At 40.7% G+C, this 20,624-nt stretch carries 18 protein-coding genes; 16 read left to right on the top strand and 2 right to left on the bottom strand.

Annotated features, from left to right (window positions below):
• The first annotated feature begins 182 nt into the window (after nt 1-182).
• Nucleotides 183-908, top strand: coding sequence for a glycerophosphodiester phosphodiesterase (locus tag OE105_RS07100; RefSeq protein WP_275419521.1), 726 nt, complete (start codon nt 183-185; stop codon nt 906-908).
• On the opposite strand, the gene OE105_RS07095 is transcribed toward OE105_RS07100, so the two are convergent.
• On the bottom strand, nt 899-1,153 hold the full coding sequence (locus OE105_RS07095) for a DUF2627 domain-containing protein (protein ID WP_275419520.1): 255 nt from the start codon (nt 1,151-1,153) through the stop codon (nt 899-901). The two genes, OE105_RS07100 and OE105_RS07095, sit on opposite strands and share 10 nt — an antisense overlap.
• A gap of 130 nt (nt 1,154-1,283) precedes the next feature.
• On the opposite strand from OE105_RS07095, the gene OE105_RS07090 reads away from it, so the two are divergent.
• From OE105_RS07090 to OE105_RS07045, 10 genes are all read left to right on the top strand, one after another.
• The gene (locus OE105_RS07090) at nt 1,284-3,326 is read left to right on the top strand and encodes a sigma 54-interacting transcriptional regulator (protein ID WP_275419519.1); all 2,043 of its coding nucleotides are present in this window, start codon (nt 1,284-1,286) and stop codon (nt 3,324-3,326) included.
• 182 nt (nt 3,327-3,508) lie between these two features.
• Nucleotides 3,509-4,609 (top strand): Leu/Phe/Val dehydrogenase, encoded by a 1,101-nt coding sequence (locus OE105_RS07085; protein ID WP_275419518.1) that lies wholly within the window; start codon nt 3,509-3,511, stop codon nt 4,607-4,609.
• 75 nt (nt 4,610-4,684) lie between these two features.
• Entirely contained in the window at nt 4,685-6,106 is a 1,422-nt protein-coding gene (lpdA, locus tag OE105_RS07080) for a dihydrolipoyl dehydrogenase (protein WP_275419517.1), read from the top strand.
• 57 nt (nt 6,107-6,163) lie between these two features.
• Nucleotides 6,164-7,156: a thiamine pyrophosphate-dependent dehydrogenase E1 component subunit alpha gene (locus OE105_RS07075; protein WP_275419516.1), complete on the top strand. Its 993-nt coding sequence runs from the start codon at nt 6,164-6,166 to the stop codon at nt 7,154-7,156.
• Between the two features lie 11 nt (nt 7,157-7,167).
• Nucleotides 7,168-8,148: an alpha-ketoacid dehydrogenase subunit beta gene (locus tag OE105_RS07070; protein WP_275419515.1), complete on the top strand. Its 981-nt coding sequence runs from the start codon at nt 7,168-7,170 to the stop codon at nt 8,146-8,148.
• 11 nt (nt 8,149-8,159) lie between these two features.
• On the top strand, nt 8,160-9,416 hold the full coding sequence (locus OE105_RS07065; protein WP_275419514.1) for a dihydrolipoamide acetyltransferase family protein: 1,257 nt from the start codon (nt 8,160-8,162) through the stop codon (nt 9,414-9,416).
• 127 nt (nt 9,417-9,543) lie between these two features.
• Nucleotides 9,544-11,454 carry a methylmalonyl-CoA mutase family protein gene (locus OE105_RS07060; protein WP_275419513.1) on the top strand — a complete coding sequence of 637 codons (1,911 nt, stop codon included), beginning with the start codon at nt 9,544-9,546 and terminating at the stop codon, nt 11,452-11,454.
• The gene (gene scpA, locus OE105_RS07055; protein ID WP_275419512.1) at nt 11,451-13,598 is read left to right on the top strand and encodes a methylmalonyl-CoA mutase; all 2,148 of its coding nucleotides are present in this window, start codon (nt 11,451-11,453) and stop codon (nt 13,596-13,598) included. Before OE105_RS07060 ends, scpA begins: the two co-directional genes overlap by 4 nt.
• A 2-nt stretch (nt 13,599-13,600) precedes the next feature.
• A complete protein-coding gene (gene meaB / locus OE105_RS07050) occupies nt 13,601-14,614 on the top strand; it encodes a methylmalonyl Co-A mutase-associated GTPase MeaB (RefSeq protein ID WP_275419511.1) in 1,014 nt (337 codons plus the stop codon).
• Between the two features lie 132 nt (nt 14,615-14,746).
• Nucleotides 14,747-15,247, top strand: coding sequence for a L,D-transpeptidase (locus OE105_RS07045; protein WP_275422122.1), 501 nt, complete (start codon nt 14,747-14,749; stop codon nt 15,245-15,247).
• A gap of 29 nt (nt 15,248-15,276) precedes the next feature.
• Here OE105_RS07045 and prli42 read toward each other — a convergent pair whose 3' ends face one another.
• Entirely contained in the window at nt 15,277-15,372 is a 96-nt protein-coding gene (gene prli42, locus OE105_RS07040) for a stressosome-associated protein Prli42 (RefSeq protein WP_275419510.1), read from the bottom strand.
• A 212-nt stretch (nt 15,373-15,584) separates the two neighbouring features.
• On the opposite strand from prli42, the gene mce reads away from it, so the two are divergent.
• The 5 genes from mce to OE105_RS07015 all read left to right on the top strand — a co-directional run bounded on the left by mce (nt 15,585) and on the right by OE105_RS07015 (nt 20,619).
• Nucleotides 15,585-15,995: a methylmalonyl-CoA epimerase gene (mce, locus tag OE105_RS07035; RefSeq protein WP_338030897.1), complete on the top strand. Its 411-nt coding sequence runs from the start codon at nt 15,585-15,587 to the stop codon at nt 15,993-15,995.
• Nucleotides 15,996-16,034: 39 nt separating this feature from the next.
• A complete protein-coding gene (locus OE105_RS07030; protein WP_275419509.1) occupies nt 16,035-17,585 on the top strand; it encodes an acyl-CoA carboxylase subunit beta in 1,551 nt (516 codons plus the stop codon).
• Nucleotides 17,586-17,691: 106 nt separating this feature from the next.
• Entirely contained in the window at nt 17,692-18,822 is a 1,131-nt protein-coding gene (locus OE105_RS07025) for a M20/M25/M40 family metallo-hydrolase (protein WP_275419508.1), read from the top strand.
• A 17-nt stretch (nt 18,823-18,839) separates the two neighbouring features.
• On the top strand, nt 18,840-19,322 hold the full coding sequence (locus OE105_RS07020; protein ID WP_275422053.1) for a chemotaxis protein CheW: 483 nt from the start codon (nt 18,840-18,842) through the stop codon (nt 19,320-19,322).
• A gap of 40 nt (nt 19,323-19,362) precedes the next feature.
• A complete protein-coding gene (locus OE105_RS07015) occupies nt 19,363-20,619 on the top strand; it encodes a DNA polymerase IV (RefSeq protein WP_275422120.1) in 1,257 nt (418 codons plus the stop codon).
• Nucleotides 20,620-20,624 lie beyond the last annotated feature (5 nt).

Below are 20,624 nucleotides of genomic sequence, written 5' to 3'. Positions count from 1 at the left end.
GGTGATTTGGATAGGAAAAATTTAATGGGTTTTAAACGGATCAGGACGATTTGTTCCTGGTTTTTTTTAGTAAATATTTCCCATTCCGCAAAAGGGCGTGTATTCGGAAATCGGTGTATTATTTTTCCCTTTCGAAATGTTTTCGCATATACTTGAAGGAGACAATAAAGAAGGTGATATTTATGACTCAAATATTTGCCCATCGGGGATCGAGCGGGACCCGACCGGAAAACACGATGATTGCCTTTTACGAAGCTGAGAAAAACATGGCGGATGGGATTGAATTGGATGTCCAATTATCGAAGGATGGGAAGATTGTCATTATTCACGATCAAAAGGTCGACCGAACGACCGATGGTAAAGGGTTTGTTAAGGATTTTACATTAGACGAATTACAAAAATTAGACGCCGGATATCGTTTTCAGTCTGGCAAATACCCGGCAAAAATACCGACATTGGAACAATTTTTATCTTGGTTTAAAAGAACGGAGATGATATGTAATATCGAATTGAAAACGACCTCGGTTACTAATCATGAATTGGAAGAAAAAGTAATCGGTCTCATTCAAAAATATGATTTAGATGACCGAATCATTATTTCTTCCTTCAACCATTATGCGATTGTCTATAGTTATCGATTAGCCCCCCATATTGAAACAGCTCCCCTTTTTATGGAAGGCTTATATATGCCTTGGGTTTATGCCGAATCGATTAAAGCAAAGGCAATCCACCCGCATTATAAAGTAGCCCCGAAGGAATTGATTCAAATATCAGAAAAAGAAGGCATTAAAGTACGCCCCTTTACGGTAAACAAAGAAAAAGATTTAAAAATGTACATGGAAATAGGGGCATCTGCGGTTATTAGCGATTATCCTGCATTAGCAAGGAAAGTAAAGGATCAATTGTAATCGGTACACCGCTTTCTCCCGAGGCGTTTTGTCACTTTTTTCCTTTTTTTATCTCTTCGATAAATGAAACCGCCGATAAAGAAGACACCGGCTAAAAAGATGAGGAAACCAAAGAGAAATTGTATCCATATGGAAGAAAAGGGATTGGACAATTCGGAAAATATCGCATCCCTCATTAACTTTACTCCATAGGCTGAGACGATTCCTGGAATGACGAGGATAATCAAAGCGATTAATCGAGTCATAAACCATGTCCTTTCTAAAATGGAATGTTTACAAAAATATTATTAAAATATGGAAATTTGTCAAGAAAGTTGATTTTCGTTAAAATGTCTTAAAGACGAATTGTCTTTCGTATTAAAGGGGTGGACAAACGTGCAAAATGTCATGGTAATCGGGGCGGGGCGTGGTGGACAGGCGATTTTACATCTTTTAAAAGAGATGGAATCATTAAAAGTTCAGATTGTAATCGATAAAGATCCGAATGCAAAAGGGATGCAATTAGCTGAAAAAGAGGGGATTGAACGGGGTACCGATTGGAAAAAATATTTAAATGATTCAATCGATATTATCATCGATGTAACGGGTGATCCAACCGTTTACACCCAGCTGGAAAAGTTGAAAAAGGATTATACGATTATCCCCGGTTCCATTGCTTTAATCGTCGTGCAATTAATGAAAGAAAAAGAAATGCTCATTCAAAAATTAAAAAATAAAACGGTTCGAGACGACTTGATTTTCAATTCGATCCACGATGGAATGATTATCGTCGATAAAAACGGAACGATTACGACCTTCAATAAGGCGGCGGAAAAAATTACCGGAATATCAACAACGGATGCGGTTGGTAAGCCTGTCCAGAAAATGATTCCAACATCCAAATTGATCGATACATTAAAAACAAGAAAGACGGAGATAAATAAAGAACTTATTTTTCCAAATGGAAAGAAGGTTATTACAACCCGAATTCCGATTATCGATGAAAAAAATCAATGTCACGGGGCTTTTGCTGTATTTAAGGATATAACGGAAGTCGTTCAACTAGCGAGTGAAATAACGAATTTGAAAGAAATTCAAACGATGCTTGAAGCGATTATTTATTCTAGCAATGATGCCATTTCTGTCGTTGACGAAAATGGAAGGGGATTGTTAATCAATCCCGCCTACACCCGATTGACTGGTTTAACGGAGTCGGACGTTTATGGACAACCAGCGACAATCGATATTTCTGAAGGGGAAAGTATGCATTACCATGTTTTGAAAACGAAAAAACCCGTTCGCGGTGTGAAAATGAAGGTCGGTCCGAAAAAACGGGAAGTCATCGTTAACGTTGCACCGATTATCGTCGACAACCAATTAAAGGGGAGTGTCGGTGTTATTCACGATATGTCGGAAATCAAATCTTTAATGGCAGAATTGGAAAAGGCGAAGGAACGCATTCGATCTTTGGAAGCGAAATATACATTTGATGATATTATCGGTCATTCTGAAGAAATGATGATTGCAAAAGAACAAGCAAAAATAGGCGCAAAAACTCCTGCCACCGTCCTTTTGCAAGGAGAGTCCGGTACGGGGAAGGAATTGTTTGCCCACGCTATACATAATGAAAGCGATCGGAAATATAATAAATTCGTTCGCGTCAATTGTGCCGCTATTTCCGATACCCTTTTGGAAAGTGAATTATTCGGTTATGAAGAAGGAGCCTTCTCTGGTGCGAAACGGGGAGGGAAAAAAGGGTTTTTTGAAGAAGCGAATAACGGGAGTATTTTTCTCGACGAAATCGGAGAGATGCAGTTAAGTACGCAAGCCAAACTTCTCCGTGTCCTTCAAGAAAAGGAAATTATTAAGGTAGGTGGAACGAAGCCGATTCCAATCAATGTTCGAATTATCGCTGCTACAAATAAAAATTTAGAAAAGGAAGTTGCTAAAGGTAATTTTCGGGAAGATTTATATTATCGATTAAATCGAATCCCGATCCACATCCCACCTTTAAGAGATAGAAAGGAAGATTTACCGGCATTATGCGATAAAATTATCGAAAAAATTAATCGGGATTACGGTCGCAAGGTAAAAGGAATTACAAAAGCAGCGATCGATTATTTATCCTCTTACCATTGGCCTGGAAATGTTCGGGAATTGGAAAACATTCTAGGAAGGGCGATTATTTTTATGGAATATAATGAAAGTTACATCGATACATCCCATTTACCGAGATTAAATGATTTTGATCAATCCTATCCAACGAAGGAAAATTCATTTCATCAAGGAAAGTCCCTCCCAGAATTAGTAGAAGAATACGAAAAACGAGTGATTACTGAAATCTTAAAAAAGCACGGGGGAAATAAAACAAGGGCAGCAGAGGAACTCGGTGTTTCCATTCGGAATTTGTATTATAAGTTAGAAAAGTACTCCCTTTAACAATTCATGAAAAATATTGCATGCAAAAAATTGTAGGAAATGCAATTTTTTTCAAGTTTCGTATTCAAAAAAACGTAAAGCGCTTACATATCTTCGTTGGCACACTTTTTGCATTATCATTTGACGGAACGCTCTATTCACTATATTGTTAATAAAGGTACATCTAGGAAGGAGAGATACCGATGGAAATATTAAAATATATGGAAAAATATGATTACGAAGAACTCCATTTTGTGCAAGACAAACAATCTGGTTTAAAGGGAATCATCGCCATCCATGATACGACGTTAGGTCCCGCCTTAGGAGGAACAAGGATGTGGGCGTATAAATCTGAGGAGGAAGCCATTGACGATGTCCTCCGCCTCGCTCGAGGAATGACTTATAAAAATGCAGCAGCTGGTCTGAATCTCGGTGGCGGAAAAGCGGTTATTATCGGGGATCCGCGCAAGGATAAAAACGAAGAAAAATTTCGTGCCTTCGGTCGTTTTATCCAAGGATTAAATGGAAGATATATCACTGCAGAAGATGTCGGCACTTCCGTTGAAGACATGGATCTCATCCATGAAGAAACGGATTTCGTAACGGGAATTTCACCGGCTTTTGGTTCTTCTGGGAATCCATCGCCTGTAACAGCTTACGGTGTATATAAAGGAATGAAGGCGGCGGTAAAGGAATATTTCGGGTCGGAAAGTTTAGAGGGAAAGGTCATAGCCATACAGGGCGTTGGGAATGTCGCCTATCATCTTTGTAAATATTTACATGAAGAAGGTGCGTCTTTAATTGTTACGGATATTCATAAAGAACCGGTGAAAAGAGCCGTGGAGGAATTCGGTGCAAAGGCGGTTGACCCGAAGGAGATTTATGAAGTCGAAAGCGATGTATTTTCCCCTTGTGCATTAGGTGCTGTCTTAAATGATGAAACGATCCCTAAATTAAAGGCAAAGGTAATCGCCGGTTCTGCCAATAATCAATTGAAGGAAAATCGTCACGGTGACATGCTTTTTGATATGGGAATTGTTTATGCCCCTGATTATGTGATCAATGCAGGTGGGGTCATTAATGTGGCGGATGAATTATACGGTTATAAGCGTGAACGGGCGATGAAAAAAGTCGAACAAATTTATACAAATTTGGAAAAGGTATTTGAAATTTCAAAACGAGACCAAATACCGACTTATTTGGCTGCCGACCGAATGGCAGAAGAGAGAATCGAACGGATGCGTCAAACGAAAAGTACTTTTCTTCCGAATGAAAAGCATATTTTACGAAATCGTTTAAAATAATCCCATCGCTCATACAAAAAGATTCCGAAAAAAAGAGATTATAAGAATGATCGATAGGGAAAGGAGTGATTTTTTTTGGCTAAAGAATATGATCTGGTCATAATAGGAGGGGGAACTGGGGGGTATGTTGCTGCCATTCGAGCAAGTCAGCTCGGTTTGAAAACGGCAATTGTAGAAAAAGAGAAACTTGGAGGTACTTGTTTACACGCAGGATGTATTCCGACGAAAACGTTGTTGAAAAGTGCGGAAGTGTATCAAACGGTGAAACGAAGTCGAGAATTCGGTATGAAGGTAGAAAAAGTAGCCCTCGATTTTGAAAAGGTTCAAGAGAGAAAACAATATGTTGTAGAAACGTTACATAAAGGTGTCCAATTTTTAATGCAAAGGGGAAAGATTGATATTTATTATGGAACCGGTCGGATCCTCGGTCCTTCCATTTTTTCTCCTCTTCCTGGTACGGTCTCGGTTGAAAAAGGAAATGGAGAAGACAACGAGCTATTGATCCCCCAATACGTATTAGTTGCGACAGGATCTAGACCGAAGCAATTGCCTGGATTAGAAGCTGATGGAAAAATGATTTTAACATCAGATGACGCCCTTCGTTTAGAACAATTGCCCAAGTCGATGTTGATTATCGGAGGAGGAGTAATCGGTGTAGAATGGGCTTCCATGTTAGCAGATTTCGACGTGAAGGTCACGATTGTGGAATATGCGAAACGAATCTTACCAACGGAAGATGAAGAAATTAGTAAAGAAATGACGAGACAGCTTAAGAAAAAAGGGATTCAAATTTTTACAGGAGCAAAAATTATACCGGATTCCCTCAAAAAGGATTCCCGTGTAACGGTTCAAATGGAGCGAAATGGTGAATTGGAAGAACTTCAAGCTGATCAAATGCTCGTCTCCATCGGGAGAGAAGCGAATATCGAAGGAATCGGATTGGAAAATACAGCCATTCGAACCGGAGATGGATTTATCGAAGTCAATCCATTTTGTCAAACAGAGGAAAAGCATATATATGCCATCGGGGATTGTATTGGGGGAATGCAACTTGCCCATGTGGCTTCCAGAGAAGGAATCATCGCAGTGGAACATATGAAAGGGTTAAATCCTGATCCCCTCGATTACCGTCTCGTCCCGAAAGCGATTTATTCGAATCCCGAAGCAGCCAGTATCGGTTTTACAACTGAGGAAGCAATTGAAAAAGGTTATAAAATTAAAATGGGGAAATTCCCTTTTAAAGGAATTGGAAAAGCGTTGATTCAAGGGGAAACCGATGGATTTGCGAAGATGATTGTGGACGAGGCAACGGATGATTTATTAGGAATTCATATCATCGGTCCAAAGGCGACCGAACTAATTTCAGAAGCTAGTCTTTCACTCTTTTTAAATGCCATTCCATGGGAAATCAATCAAACAATTCATCCCCATCCGTCCCTTTCAGAAATCTTTGCAGAATTAAGTTTATCCGTCGATGGGAAGGCGATTCATGGTTAAATGATTGCTCCGTTTTGAATAATATTTTAATAAAATTTTAGCAAATAAAGGAGGTATATGATGGAACATCGTCATGAAAAATTAGGTTTATCCGATGAGACCCTTTTAGAAATGTATGAAAAAATGCTGTTGACAAGGCGTTTAGATGAACGGTTATGGCTATTAAACCGTTCCGGAAAAATTCCTTTCGTCATATCGGGACAAGGACAGGAAGGTGCACAAATCGGTGCTGCTTTCGCCTTGGATCGGACAAAGGATTATTGTCTTCCGTATTATCGGGATTTGGGTGTCGTATTAGCCTTTGGAATGACGGCGAGGGATGTGATGCTCGCATCCTTTGGAAAAGCGGAAGATCCGAATTCCGGTGGTAAACAGATGCCTAACCATTTCAGTCAACGAAAAAATCGAATCGTCACCGGCTCTTCTCCTGTGACGACGCAAGTGCTCCATGCGGTTGGCTTTGCTTTGGCAGCGAAAATGGAAAAGAAAGACTTCGTTTCCTTCGTTACACTTGGAGAAGGTTCTTCGAATCAAGGTGATTTCCATGAAGGATTGAATTTCGCCGGTGTCCATCAACTTCCGGTGATTATTATGGTTGAAAATAATAAATATGCGATTTCCGTTCCTTTATCCAAGCAATTGGCTGGCGGAAGTGTGGCAAAACGAGCAGAAGGTTACGGAATTCCAGGGGTTACCGTGGATGGAAATGATGTGCTTGAAGTTTATCGGGTCGTTAAAGAAGCCGCCGATCGTGCTCGCCGTGGAGAGGGACCTACATTAATTGAAGCGATGACGAATCGTTTTACCGCCCATTCCAGTGATGATGATGATCGGGCGTATCGGGATCGAAAAGAAGTGGAAGATGCGAAGAAAAAAGATCCCCTTCTACTTTTAGAAACGTATTTAAAAGATGTCGGCATTTTGGATGAGAAGAAAACGGAAGAAATATCAAAAAAAATTACTGACATCGTAAATGACGCAACCGATTATGCAGAAAAGGCGCCGTATCCAAAACCGGAAGATGCCTTAAAATACGTATATAAAGAATAGGAGGGAAGGGTATGATCGTATCATATATAGAAGCGGTGAAAATGGCAATTCGTGAAGAAATGGAACGAGATCCGAAAGTCTTTGTTTTAGGGGAAGATGTTGGAAAAAAAGGTGGCGTATTCAAGGCGACGGAAGGACTTTACGAGCAGTTTGGTGAACAGCGAGTACTCGATACGCCCCTGACCGAATCCGCGATTGCCGGAGTGGCCATCGGAGCTGCAATGTACGGGTTTAGACCAATTGGAGAAATTCAATTTGCTGATTTTATCATGCCCGCCGTTAACCAAATTATATCGGAAGCGGCGAGGATTCGATATCGTTCCAATAACGATTGGCAATGCCCAGTCGTGATCCGTGCCCCCTACGGTGGAGGGGTACATGGTGGTTTGTACCATTCCCAATCAGTGGAAGCGATATTTGCCAACCAGCCGGGATTAAAAATTGTTATGCCTTCAACTCCTTATGATGTAAAAGGATTGTTAAAAGCTGCCATTCGGGATGATGATCCGGTCCTCTTTTTTGAACATAAAAAGGCATATCGATTAATTAAAGGAGAAGTCCCTACAGATGATTACGTTTTACCGATCGGAAAAGCGGATGTGAAAAGGGAAGGAGAAGATATTACAGTTATTACGTACGGATTGAATGTCCACTTCGCCCTACAAGCAGCAGAAAAATTAGCCGAAGATGGCATTAGCGTCCACCTTCTCGACCTGCGTACCGTATATCCTTTGGATCAGGAAGGGATTATCGAAGCGGCACAAAAAACGGGAAAAGTACTTCTTATTACTGAAGACAATAAGGAAGGAAGTATTATTAGCGAAGTTGCAGCCATTATATCTGAATATTGCCTTTATGATTTAGATGCACCGATTATGCGATTGGCAGGACCTGATGTTCCCGCTATGCCTTTTGCCCCACCGATGGAAAAGTATTTTATGATGAATCCGGAAAAAATTGAAAAAGCGATGAGGGAATTGGCAGAATATTAAGGAGGGAGAATATGGCAATTGAAGCGATTACAATGCCCCAATTAGGCGAGAGTGTAACGGAAGGAACGATTAGTAAATGGCTCGTTTCGAAAGGGGATAAAGTAAATAAATATGATCCGATTGCAGAAGTGGTGACGGATAAAGTAAATGCAGAAATTCCATCTTCTTTTACCGGTGTAATTTCAGAAATTGTCGCCGAGGAAGGAAGTACATTAAAAGTGGGTGAAGTGATTTGCAAGATAGAAACAGAAGAAGAACGCCCCCAAACGGAAAAAACGGTAACAAAGGAAGAAAAACCTCGCGAGGATGAGAAGATTTTACAAAACAACAAATACCGATATTCACCGGCTGTTTTGAAACTTTCCCAACAGCACAATATCGATCTTTCCATGGTGAAAGGTACGGGGAAAGGCGGGCGGATTACTCGGAAAGATGTCCTTGCCTTTATACAATCCCAATCGAAATCAAAAGAAGAATTAACAGTTGAAAGTAAAGAACGCACACTTGAAAAAATGACAGGAAGTGCTGTAAAAGAGGAAAAGCGTGAACCTGTTAAGGCAAATGTCGGTGATACGGAAATTCCGGTAACCGGTGTGCGAAAAGTCATTGCTGAAAATATGGTCCGAAGTAAGAGGGAAATCCCCCATGCTTGGACGATGATGGAAGCGGATGTGACCGGATTAGTCCAGTATCGGGATTCTCTAAAAGACCAGTTTAAACGAAAAGAAGGTTTTAACTTAACATATTTTGCTTTCTTTGTAAAAGCTGTTGCCCAAGCATTGATCGAATTTCCGGAAATGAATGCCACTTGGGCAGGAGATAAAATCATCCGTCGCAAAGATATCCATATATCCATCGCCGTAGCAACAGACGATGCACTGTTTGTTCCAGTTATAAAGCATGCGGATGAAAAATCAATAAAAGGGATTGCAAGGGATATTGCCGAACTATCGGAAAAGGTGAGAAACAATCAACTACGTCCTGAAGATTCGCAAGGAGGAACGTTTACCGTAAATAACACCGGTTCTTTCGGGTCGGTCCAATCGATGGGCATCATTAATTATCCACAGGCTGCGATTTTACAAGTAGAATCAATCGTCAAACGCCCTGTCATAAAAGATGGGGGAATGATTGCCATTCGTGATATGGTAAATCTATGTTTGTCCCTTGACCACCGAGTAATTGATGGACTTGTCGCCGGTCGATTTTTAAACCGGGTGAAGGAAATTGTCGAAAATATGAATAAAGACACGATTTCTATTTACTAAATAGCTTGAAGAACGATGAAAAAATGAATCGTCGAAATACGTAGCCGTTGCCTTCTTTTTGCAACGGCTAATTTTTTAATATACAATATCATTAGAATTCCGAAAAAATTGAAACAGGGGGATTAGGGTGAAAGACTTTGAATCAACATTGAATATTCGAAGGACGCAGGATCATTCATTTCCCAAAGCTTCCTATTCCGAGTGGGTCGAAGCTGCAAAAAAAACATTAAAGGGGAAATCCGTGTCTGATTATCAGACAAAAACGTATGAACAGATCGATATTCAACCGTTGTATACGAAAAATGATCTTCCAGATGAAGTGAAAGAAATCCAAAATAGTATGAAGAAAAATCCGTCCTGGTCGATCGTGCATAAGGTTACTGGAAAATCGGTAGAAGAAATAAACGAACGAATGGTAAAGGTCCTTCAAATGGGAACAAACGTCATTTCCCTACCGATTTTGCCAAGTTTGACAAAGGAAAAAATGGAAGATTTTTTGAAAAATATTCCGATCAATCGAATCCCATTTTTTATCGATGGGAAAATATATACGGTCGGTTTTTACGTTTTGCTTGCGGATTGGTTGAAAAAAAAGAAATTGGATCATCGTACTGTATCCGGTTTTATCGGTACGGATCCTTTTCAGTTGTTAATGGAAAATCCAAAGCATAAAGAATGGGATAATCTTTTTGCCAATTGGTCAGACGGGGTTTTATATGGGAAAGATCAATTTCCTAACTTAAAAACAATTTTTGTCAATTCATCCATATTTGAACAAGACGGGGCTCATTCGGTTCAGCAATTGGCCTATTCATTGTTGGAGATTGTTGAATATGTGGAACATTTCCGTAAAAAAGGGTTGGAAGAAAAGGAAATTTTTCAAAAAATCGTCGTCGGATTTTCCATCAGTTCCGACTTTTTTATGGAAATTGCAAAACTTCGAGCATTTCGTTATTTATGGAAAAAACTCCTTGAAGCTTACGGAGTTGATAAACCGATCGATGCGACAATATTTGCACGTACATCGTTTGTAAATAAAACAAAAACAGATCCGTACATGAACTTGATTCGAAGTGGTAGTGAAGCATTTTCATCTGTCGTCGGTCAAGTCGATTATTTATATATTAGTCCCTTTGATGAAGTACTCGGCCAGTCGAGTGAAAAGGGGATACGTCTCAGTATAAATACCCACCATATTTTAAAAGAGGAAGCGAATCTTGCAAAAGTTTGTGACCCAGGAGCTGGTTCTTATTTTATTGAACATTTGACGAAATCGTTGATCGAGCGGTCTTGGGCGTATTTTGTCGAGTTAGATAAGTTGGGAGGATTTCTCTTTGCCCTATCAAAAGGTGTAATACAAAAGGAATTAAACAAAATGCGGGAAGTACGCCAAAGGGATTATAACAAGGAAAAGAAAGTACTTGTAGGAACGAATCGCTATGCGAATCCGAAAGATCAAATATCCTTTAATATGGAAACGGGCGAAACTTGGCAACAAACCGATATAATGATGCCGTTGGTTGATATGCAAATAAAATTGGCGGAAGGATATTCATTAAAAGACTGTGTGAAATCGGTATCATTGAAGGAAGAAAGACAGCAGGTACAACGGTTTCGTCTCAGTGAACCCTTCGAGCAATGTCGTATGAAAATCGAACGACAAGTAAAGGGGAACAATCGGAACGTTGCGTTGATCATACAAGGTGATTACATAACCCATAAGCGAATCATCGATTTTACTTCTAATGTTTTTGCTTCAGTAGGACTCGAGCTTTCCATTTGTACTGAAGGAGAGAATCCGGAGAAAGTGAAACGATTTTTGAAAGAAACAAATCCGGTCTTACTCGGTTATTTATATGCTGAAAAAGACACTCATCCGTACGTAGATGAACGACCGGTGTTTTACGTTCATGAACAATCGATCGGAGTGGAAGACAATGGATCGATTCGTCAAGGGGAAAATTTATTTCTCTATCCTGGGATCGATCAAATTTCCTTTTTCAACGAGATGATCGATATTTTGGGGGGAAAGAAATGAGACCAGATTTTAATAGCATCCCTTTATTTAAAGGAAAAGGGGAAAAAACGAATCGATGTGATGAAGATCAAGTATATGAAACGTATGAACAAATTCCGATTCGAACCCACTATTCGGAAAAGGATTGTGAAGATGCTCCCCAATTGGATGGATTTCCAGGTATTCCGCCATTTACCCGGGGACCGTATCCGTTGATGTATGTAAACCGACCGTGGACGATTCGCCAATATGCTGGATTTTCCACAGCAGAAGAGAGCAATGCCTTTTATTTGAAAAATTTAAAAATGGGACAAAAGGGTCTTTCTGTCGCTTTTGATTTGCCAACACACCGGGGATATGATTCCGACCATCCACGGGTGGCAGGAGATGTGGGGAAGGCTGGTGTGGCCATCGATTCCGTATTGGACATGAAACGGCTTTTCCAAGGTATTCCTCTAGATGAAATGTCCGTTTCCATGACGATGAATGGAGCAGTTTTGCCAATTATGGCGTTTTATATCGTTGCGGCTGAGGAACAAGGTGTACAGAAGGAAAAATTATCCGGTACGATTCAAAATGATATTTTAAAAGAATATATGGTTCGGAATACGTATATTTATCCACCGGAAATGTCCATGAGAATTATCGCCGATATTTTTGCCTATACAGCGAAATATATGCCGAAGTTTAATAGTATTAGTATTTCCGGTTATCATATGCAGGAAGCTGGTGCCCCTGCGGATTTGGAGCTTGCCTACACTCTTGCCAATGGATTGGAATATGTGCGCACTGGATTAAAAGCGGGGATTAGCATCGATTCCTTTGCACCCCGTCTCAGTTTCTTTTGGGGAATCGGGATGAATTATTTTATGGAAGTGGCGAAACTTCGAGCAGCCCGTTTTATTTGGGCAAAGCTCATGGCTCAATTTCATCCGAAAAATCCGAAATCTCTCATGTTACGTACCCATTCTCAAACATCTGGCTGGAGTTTAACCGAGCAAGATCCGTACAATAATGTCGTTCGCACATTGATCGAAGCCCATGCGGCAGTTATGGGGCATACCCAGTCGTTACATACGAACGCATTGGATGAAGCGATCGCCCTTCCAACCGAGTTTTCCGCAAGAATTGCAAGAAACACCCAACTGTACTTACAAGAGGAAACGGATTTAACAACGACTATTGATCCATGGGCAGGATCGTATTATGTTGAAACATTGACGAAAAATTTAATCGATCGGGCTTGGAGCCATCTGGATGAGATTGAAAAATTAGGTGGCATGACGAAGGCGATCGAACAAGGCTTGCCGAAAAGAAAAATCGAAGAAGCAGCGGCAAAACGACAAGGGCTCATCGATTCTGGAAAAGAGGTTATTATCGGTGTGAATAAATATCGTACCGATGAACAAGATCCGTTAGATATATTGGATATCGATAATACAAAGGTTCGGGAAAAACAGATGGAAAGATTAAGAGAATTAAAAGAAAATCGGGATCAACGGAAGGTAGATGACATTTTAGAAAAAATTTATGAGGCGGCTAAAACCGGGCATGGGAATTTATTGGAACTGTCCGTCGAAGCGGCAAGAAGGCGAGCAACTTTAGGGGAAATTTCGACTGCCATCGAACGGGCATCAGGTAGACATCGGGCAAATGTTCAACGAATTCAAGGGGTGTATCAAAAAGCCTTCGGTAACGACCACCGTGTGGAAGAAGTCCAACAGATGACCGATGAATTTTTAAATTTGGAAGGAAGAAGACCACGTTTGTTAATCGCAAAAATGGGTCAAGACGGTCACGATCGGGGAGCGAAGGTGATTGCGACCGCCTTTAGTGATATGGGTTTTGACGTGGATATCGGTCCCCTTTTCCAAACACCGGAAGAGACAGCCCGTCAAGCGGTCGAAAACGATGTACATGCCATTGGAATGAGTACGTTGGCTGGCGGGCATAAAACCTTTTTGCCTGAGCTAAAGGAACAATTAAGGAAATACGGTCGAGAGGATATCGTCATTATCGTCGGCGGCGTTATTCCGAAAAAGGATTATCCCTTTTTATTGAAGGAAGGGGCTTGTGCCGTATTCGGACCCGGAACGAATATTGTCGAAGCGGCGAAAAAGGTGTTGGAAGAAATTTATAAACAGCTCGGTTATGAGGAAGTGTAAAGATGGAGAAAAAAATTCGTTATCGAAAATTGAGACGAGACGATTTTTCCATCGAACAAATGGCGGAGTTGATTCGAAAAGGGAGTCGAGTCCATTTAGCGAAGGGGATTACGTTAATTGAAAGTAATCGATTAGAAGATTTTCATAAAGGGCAGGAACTATTAAAATTATTAATGCCCTATACAGGTCGATCGATTCGCATCGGGATCACAGGCGTCCCTGGTGCAGGAAAAAGCACCTTTATTGAAAAGTTAGGCACCTATTTATGCCAAATGGGAAAGAAAGTAGCCGTGTTAGCCATCGATCCGTCTTCTACCGTTACCCACGGGAGTATTTTAGGGGATAAAACGCGGATGGAACAATTATCGAAGGAGCCAAACGCCTTTATTCGACCTTCCCCATCTGCTGGAACATTGGGCGGCGTACATCGAAAAACGCGAGAATCGATCTTATTATGTGAAGCGGCCGGTTATGAAATTATTTTTGTTGAAACGGTTGGTGTTGGACAAAATGAAGTACACGTACGAACGATGGTCGATATGTTTTTATTGCTGACGATCACCGGTGCAGGCGATGAACTACAAGGGATAAAAAAGGGGATCGTTGAATTGGCTGATGGGGTAATTGTGACGAAGGCGGACGGGGAAAATCGAAAATTGGCGATAAAGACGAAAAATGAGTACAATCAATTTTTAAAATTCATCCGTCCAAATACGGATCTTTGGGAACCGAAGGCATTCACATGTTCTTCCTTGACCGGTGAAGGAATTGAAGAAATATGGGCATTCATCGAACAATTTAATCATCATCTACAAGAAAATCATCTTTTTCATGAACAGAGAAAAAAGCAACTGAAGGATTGGCTTTTATCATCGATCACTGAACGACTGCGCCAATCGTTTTTTGAACATGAAGAAATTAAAGAAAAATTACCTTCCATTATCGAACAAGTAACCGAAGGGGAAGTTCCTGTATCTACTGCGGTGGAAAAAATGCTATCCCTTTATCGAAAGTAGTATAGAAAGTCAACTTTCCTATTCCCTTGGGAGATAAGGTAAAACGAACTACTCGTTCCGAACGATTTTGTTACATAATCGATTCGGAAAGGGTAAAAATAATAAAAAATGGTGGTGTTTTTTGTGGAGCGAATGTTAAAGATTTTCCTTGCACTCACCTTATCTCCCTTGTGGCCCCTTGGGGAAAATCCCCTTCCCGGAGATCCTTTTTTAATCGTTAATAAGCGAACGAATGAAGTCGCTTTTATCCATGAGGGACGAATTCAAGAAATTTTCCCAGCTGCAACGGGAAAAACACCCCAATTAACACCCGAGGGAATGTTTACCGTGACCGTCAAAGCGGTGAACCCTTATTATCGGAGGAAAAATATACCTGGTGGTTCTCCTAAAAATCCATTAGGAGCTCGATGGATCGGTTTTGATGCAATGAATTCAAACGGGAGAATCTACGGGCTACACGGAACGAACACCCCTTCTTCAATCGGTCATTATGTTTCTGAAGGGTGCATTCGATTGACCAATGATGATATCATCCGTTTATATGAACAAATTCCTTTAGGGACAAAAATTTTTATTACGAATTCCACCGATAGTTTTGAGGAAATTGGAAAAGAAAAAGGGGCGATCCAATAGATGGATCCCCCTTTATTTTAAATGGAGGATTAAAATAGAAAGGATAGGCCAGCCATTAAAGTTGATGCTAGCATGGCTATAAGCATTAAGTATACGACGATTTTCCGTACCCGTTTATTTCTCAACGTACGATTCCCCGCTTTCTATCAATCTCGTTAGTTTTATTTTACCTGTTCATCGATTTACCTTTCAAGAGAAATTTTTTCAATCCCTTTTTAAAATATACAGATTCCACGGAAATAACCGAATACAAAACGTAATCGATGAAAAATAAAAAAAATTCATATATGATAAAAAAGAAAGCATATTAGACAAAGGGATACGAGGGGGAATCGAAATGCATGGAATTGATCATATCGGAATTGCGGTTTACTCCATTGACAAAACATTGCCCTTTTATACAGATATTTTGCAATTCACCTATGTAAAATCGGAAATTGTCGAAAGTGAAGGGGTAAAAGTCGCTTTTCTTGATACAGGAAATGTGAAAATAGAATTGCTAGAACCGTTACATACCGATAGCCCGATTCATACGTTTTTGGAAAAGCGAGGGGAAGGAATTCACCATATTGCATTAAAGACAGATGATATCGAACGGGATTTGGCATTTTTAGAAGATCAACAAATTCGTCTGATTAATAAAACACCGAAAAAAGGGGCAGGGGATGCGTTAGTTGGATTTGTCCATCCGAAATCGACCTATGGTGTTCTATATGAAATTTGCCAAAAAAAGAACAAAGAACATTGAAAAATAAGCGACAAATGGGAGAAAAGGGGAGATGAAAAAATGCAAGAAACAAAACAAGGGGATATTTACGATAAAATTCACGAATTATACGATAAACGAAGTGAAATTGAAATGGGGGGTGGCCCGGAGAAAATAGATAAGCAACATGCAAAGGGAAAATTGACAGCGAGGGAACGAATCGATCTGCTAGTCGATCCAGGCACATTCGTCGAATTGAATCCGTTTATTGAACATCGATTCAATGAACCTAAAGGGCCTGGAGATGGGGTTGTCACAGGGTTTGGAAAAATAAATGGGCGACCGGTCTATTTATTTTCTCAAGATTTTACCGTTTTCGGTGGTGCCCTTGGGGAGATGCATGCGAAAAAAATTGCGAATGTTATGGATTTGGCAGCCAAAGCGGGCGTTCCTATTATCGGATTAAATGATTCGGGTGGTGCCAGAATTCAAGAAGGCGTCATTTCCTTGGATGGTTACGGTCACGTATTTTATCGGAACTCGATTTATTCTGGGGTCATTCCACAAATATCTGTGATTATGGGTCCTTGTGCTGGTGGCGCTGTATATTCACCTGCGATTACGGATTTTGTTATTATGGTTGATCGGACGAGTCAAATGTTTATTACTGGTCCGAAGGTAATTGAAACCGTTACGGGGGAAAAAATAAACAGTGAGAACTTAGGCGGTGCACGTGTACATAGTTCAATCAGCGGCAATGCCCATTATCGAGCTGCCGATGAGGAAGATGCCCTTTTATTTGTGCGCAAACTATTAAGCTATTTACCTTCCAATAACCAAGAAACACCGCCGACAATGGACGATCAAGGGGAAGCGGACTATCGACCAGACTTACCCGATATCGTTCCCTTTGATTCCGTTCGGCCGTACGATGTGAAAAACGTGATTAATGAAGTGGTAGATCCCCAATCCTTTTTAGAAATTCACGCTGATTTTGCAAAAAATATCGTCGTCGGTTTTGGAAGGATTAAAGGGAATGTTGTCGGAATCGTTTCCAATCAGCCGAAATGGATGGCAGGGGGGCTAGATATCGATTCCTCCGATAAGGCTGCTCGTTTTATCCGTTTTTGCGATGCCTTTAACATCCCGATTATTACTTTCGAAGATGTGACTGGATTTTTCCCAGGCGTAAAACAAGAACACGGAGGGATCATTCGTCACGGTGCAAAAATTTTATATGCCTATTCAGAAGCGACCGTGCCGAAAATTACCGTCATTTTAAGAAAAGCTTATGGTGGAGCTTACGTTGCATTAAATAGTAAAGCGATCGGAGCCGACTTAGTTTTCGCATGGCCAAATGCGGAAATTGCGGTGATGGGGCCTGAAGGAGCTGCAAATATTATTTTCGCAAAGGAAATCCAAAATAGTGACAATCCTGAACAAGTTCGGATGCAGAAGATTAAGGAATATCGGGAAAAATTTGCAAATCCATATGTCGCCGCAAAAATGGGAATGGTCGATGATGTGATTGATCCACGGGAAACACGGATAAAACTGATCCAAGCCCTCGATATGTTGAAAACGAAAAAGGAAACGAGACCGGCGAAAAAGCATGGGAATATCCCTTTATAGATTGGGGTTTAGATTTTTTCAAAAAATATCGGACAAAAGGGATATTTGATTCGATTGGGGATGGAACGGTATACTTATTTTGGTAATATCATTTTGGAGGTGCGATGTGATTAATCAAAAACGACTGTTAGACGAGTTTCTCGAACTTGTTCAAATTGATTCAGAAACAAAAGATGAAGGGCATATTGCCGCTGTATTAAAGGAAAAATTTTCAAATCTCGGATTGGAAGTAGTCGAAGATGATACGAAGGAGATCACCGGACACGGAGCGGGAAATTTAATTTGTACGTTGAAAGGGAACAATCCGTCGGCAGATCCCATTTATTTCACATCCCATATGGATACGGTAGCCCCTGGAAAAAATATTAAACCTTCTGTAAAGGATGGTTATATCGTATCGGATGGGACGACGATTTTAGGGGCAGATGATAAGGCGGGTCTAGCCGTTATGTTAGAAGTGGTCCGAGTATTAAAGGAAAAAAACATCCAACATGGGGACATTCAGTGGATTATTACCGTTGGAGAAGAATCGGGGCTCGTTGGTGCGAAGGCGATCAATCCGGAACTAATTCGTGCTAAATACGGTTTTGCCCTCGATAGCGACGGACAAGTCGGAACGATCGTAACGGCTGCACCGACACAAGCGAAAATTCATGCGACGATTATCGGAAAAAGCGCCCATGCGGGGGTTGCTCCAGAAAAAGGCATCTCCGCTATCACCGTTAGTGCCAAGGCAATTTCCAAAATGCCCCTCGGTCGAATTGATGAGGAGACGACGGCCAATATCGGGCGCTTTGAAGGAGGAAGAGCGACAAATATCGTATGCGATCGGGTAGAGATATTGGCAGAAGCCCGATCCCTCGTTAAAGAAAAATTGGATCGCCAAGTTGAAACGATGAAAAGAGTCTTTGAGGAAACAGCTTCGGAAATGGGTGCGAAAGCTGAAATTGATGTACAAGTCATGTATCCTTCCTTCCAATTTGACGAAGATGATTTAGTCGTTCAAGTAGCTCAACAAGCCGCGGAAACCATCGGATTAAAAAGTCATTTGAAAAAAAGCGGTGGAGGAAGTGACGGAAATATATTTGCTGGCATGGGGATCCCAACGGTTGTTTTAGGTGTTGGGTATGAAGAAATCCATACGACGAAGGAACGGATGCCGATCGAACAATTGAATCGGCTAGCTGAATATGTACTGTCCATTATTCAAACGGTCAATAGGAGAAACGAAAAATAACAGTACGAGGTGGACAAATGGAACGGAGAAAATGGGTTGTTTTCTTAGTCGAAAAGGAAGAGTATGCGATTGAAGTCAGTCATGTTATATCGATTGAGCGGATGGAACAATTAACACCAATCCCACAGTTACCGAATTATGTCAAGGGGATTATGAACGTACGGGATGATCTCGTTCCCGTCGTCGATCTACGACAAGTGTTATATGAAAAGGAAGAGGTACTCAATGAAACGGTTCGGGTGATCGTGTTGAAAACGAAACACATGCCGATGGCGCTTCTCGTGAAAGAGGCAAAGGAATTAATCGAGACCGATGAGGAAAATGTCAAACAAGTTGGATTGATCAATTACAAGCAAACATCGTTTTTTGAACATGTCATTCAAATGAACGATCGGTTAATTACCGTAATCGATCCGAATCAACTGATCGAATCGCTCGATGGAATTCGAGAGATTTATGACTATATGGAAGAGCGGAAAAAGGAATCGGTGGTGGAATAAGAAAACGGGTGCCGATTTTCAAAAAAGCGAGGCAGATTCGATGAAAACAAAGCAGGAGAGAAAACCGAGGATTATCTTTCATGTGGATATGAATAGTTTCTATGCGTCCGTGGAAATGGCTAAGAACCCTGAATTGAAAGGGAAACCTCTTGCTATCTGCGGGAATCCAGAACAGCGAAAAGGGATTATCGTAACGTGCAGTTATGAAGCGAGAAAATACGGTGTAAAGACGACGATGCCGTTATGGGAAGCAAAACGGATCTGTCCAAAATTAATTGTGAGAAGACCGAATTTTGATTTATATCGAAAAACGTCCCGACAAATGTTCGATTTGTTAAGGGAGTATACCCCTATGGTTGAACCGGTATCAATCGATGAAGGGTATATGGATGTGACGGAACAAAGTATTCATCCGTTGCAGCTTGCGAAAATCATCCAATCCCGGTTGCTGCATGATTTGGATCTGCCTTCGAGTATCGGTATTGCACCGAACAAATTTTTAGCAAAAACCGCATCAAATATGAAAAAACCGATGGGAATTACTTTATTACGAAAACGGGAAATCCCTACAAAACTTTGGCCGCTACCGATTGAACAGATGCACGGGATCGGCATGAAAACTGCGGAAAAACTCCGAACCATCGGGGTGTTTACGATTAAAGATTTGGCTCAAGCAAATGACATTCAGTTGAAGAGCTTATTAGGTATTAACGGGATCCGATTAAAGGAGCGAGCAAATGGAATCGATCCCCGTATCGTCGATCCCGATTCCATTTACGACTATAAGAGCGTCGGAAACTCAACGACATTAAGGGAAGATACAACATCGGAAGAAGAGTTACTTTCGACATTACGAATGTTGGCCGATAAAGTTTCCGCCCGTTTAAAAAATAAATCGGTTTTTGCAAGCAGTCTTTCGGTGATGATTCGATATCATGATTGGAAGACACATACGAGAAGTAAAAAATTAGAAAACCCGACGCAAAATCGTGAGGAAATCTTCCAAGAAGCAAAAAAGTTATTTACAAAACATTGGACGAAAAAGCCCGTTCGGTTACTCGGCATAACCGGCAACGAACTCGTAGATCAAGGGCATGCGTATAAACAGTTGGATTTATTTTCTTACGAAAAAGACGCAGAGGAAGAACCTTTGCTTCAAACGTTAGAACAATTGAAAGAAAAATTTGGGGAAAATGCCATACAAAAGGGAATAACAGGTCAGAAGAAGGATAATCTGGCAAATACGAGTTTCAGTAAAGATTTTTTACTCGATTCGGTAAAAAGGGAAAGGGATTAATTCAT

This window comes from Fervidibacillus halotolerans (assembly GCF_026547205.1).
GTDB classification, from domain to species: domain Bacteria; phylum Bacillota; class Bacilli; order Bacillales; family Caldibacillaceae; genus Fervidibacillus; species Fervidibacillus halotolerans.
The sequence above is the reverse complement of the archived record's forward strand: the minus strand, read 5'-3'. Positions and strand labels throughout refer to the sequence as shown.

Excerpts from the sequence above, each read along its gene's own strand:
- OE105_RS07100 (WP_275419521.1), top strand. The coding sequence starts at position 183 with ATGACTCAAATATTTGCCCATCGGGGATCGAGCGGGACCCGACCGGAA.
- OE105_RS07095 (WP_275419520.1), bottom strand. The coding sequence starts at position 1,153 with ATGACTCGATTAATCGCTTTGATTATCCTCGTCATTCCAGGAATCGTC.
- OE105_RS07085 (WP_275419518.1), top strand. The coding sequence starts at position 3,509 with ATGGAAATATTAAAATATATGGAAAAATATGATTACGAAGAACTCCAT.
- OE105_RS07075 (WP_275419516.1), top strand. The coding sequence starts at position 6,164 with ATGATGGAACATCGTCATGAAAAATTAGGTTTATCCGATGAGACCCTT.
- OE105_RS07070 (WP_275419515.1), top strand. The coding sequence starts at position 7,168 with ATGATCGTATCATATATAGAAGCGGTGAAAATGGCAATTCGTGAAGAA.
- OE105_RS07065 (WP_275419514.1), top strand. The coding sequence starts at position 8,160 with ATGGCAATTGAAGCGATTACAATGCCCCAATTAGGCGAGAGTGTAACG.
- scpA (WP_275419512.1), top strand. The coding sequence starts at position 11,451 with ATGAGACCAGATTTTAATAGCATCCCTTTATTTAAAGGAAAAGGGGAA.
- meaB (WP_275419511.1), top strand. The coding sequence starts at position 13,601 with ATGGAGAAAAAAATTCGTTATCGAAAATTGAGACGAGACGATTTTTCC.
- OE105_RS07045 (WP_275422122.1), top strand. The coding sequence starts at position 14,747 with ATGTTAAAGATTTTCCTTGCACTCACCTTATCTCCCTTGTGGCCCCTT.
- mce (WP_338030897.1), top strand. The coding sequence starts at position 15,585 with ATGCATGGAATTGATCATATCGGAATTGCGGTTTACTCCATTGACAAA.
- OE105_RS07030 (WP_275419509.1), top strand. The coding sequence starts at position 16,035 with ATGCAAGAAACAAAACAAGGGGATATTTACGATAAAATTCACGAATTA.
- OE105_RS07020 (WP_275422053.1), top strand. The coding sequence starts at position 18,840 with ATGGAACGGAGAAAATGGGTTGTTTTCTTAGTCGAAAAGGAAGAGTAT.
- OE105_RS07015 (WP_275422120.1), top strand. The coding sequence starts at position 19,363 with ATGAAAACAAAGCAGGAGAGAAAACCGAGGATTATCTTTCATGTGGAT.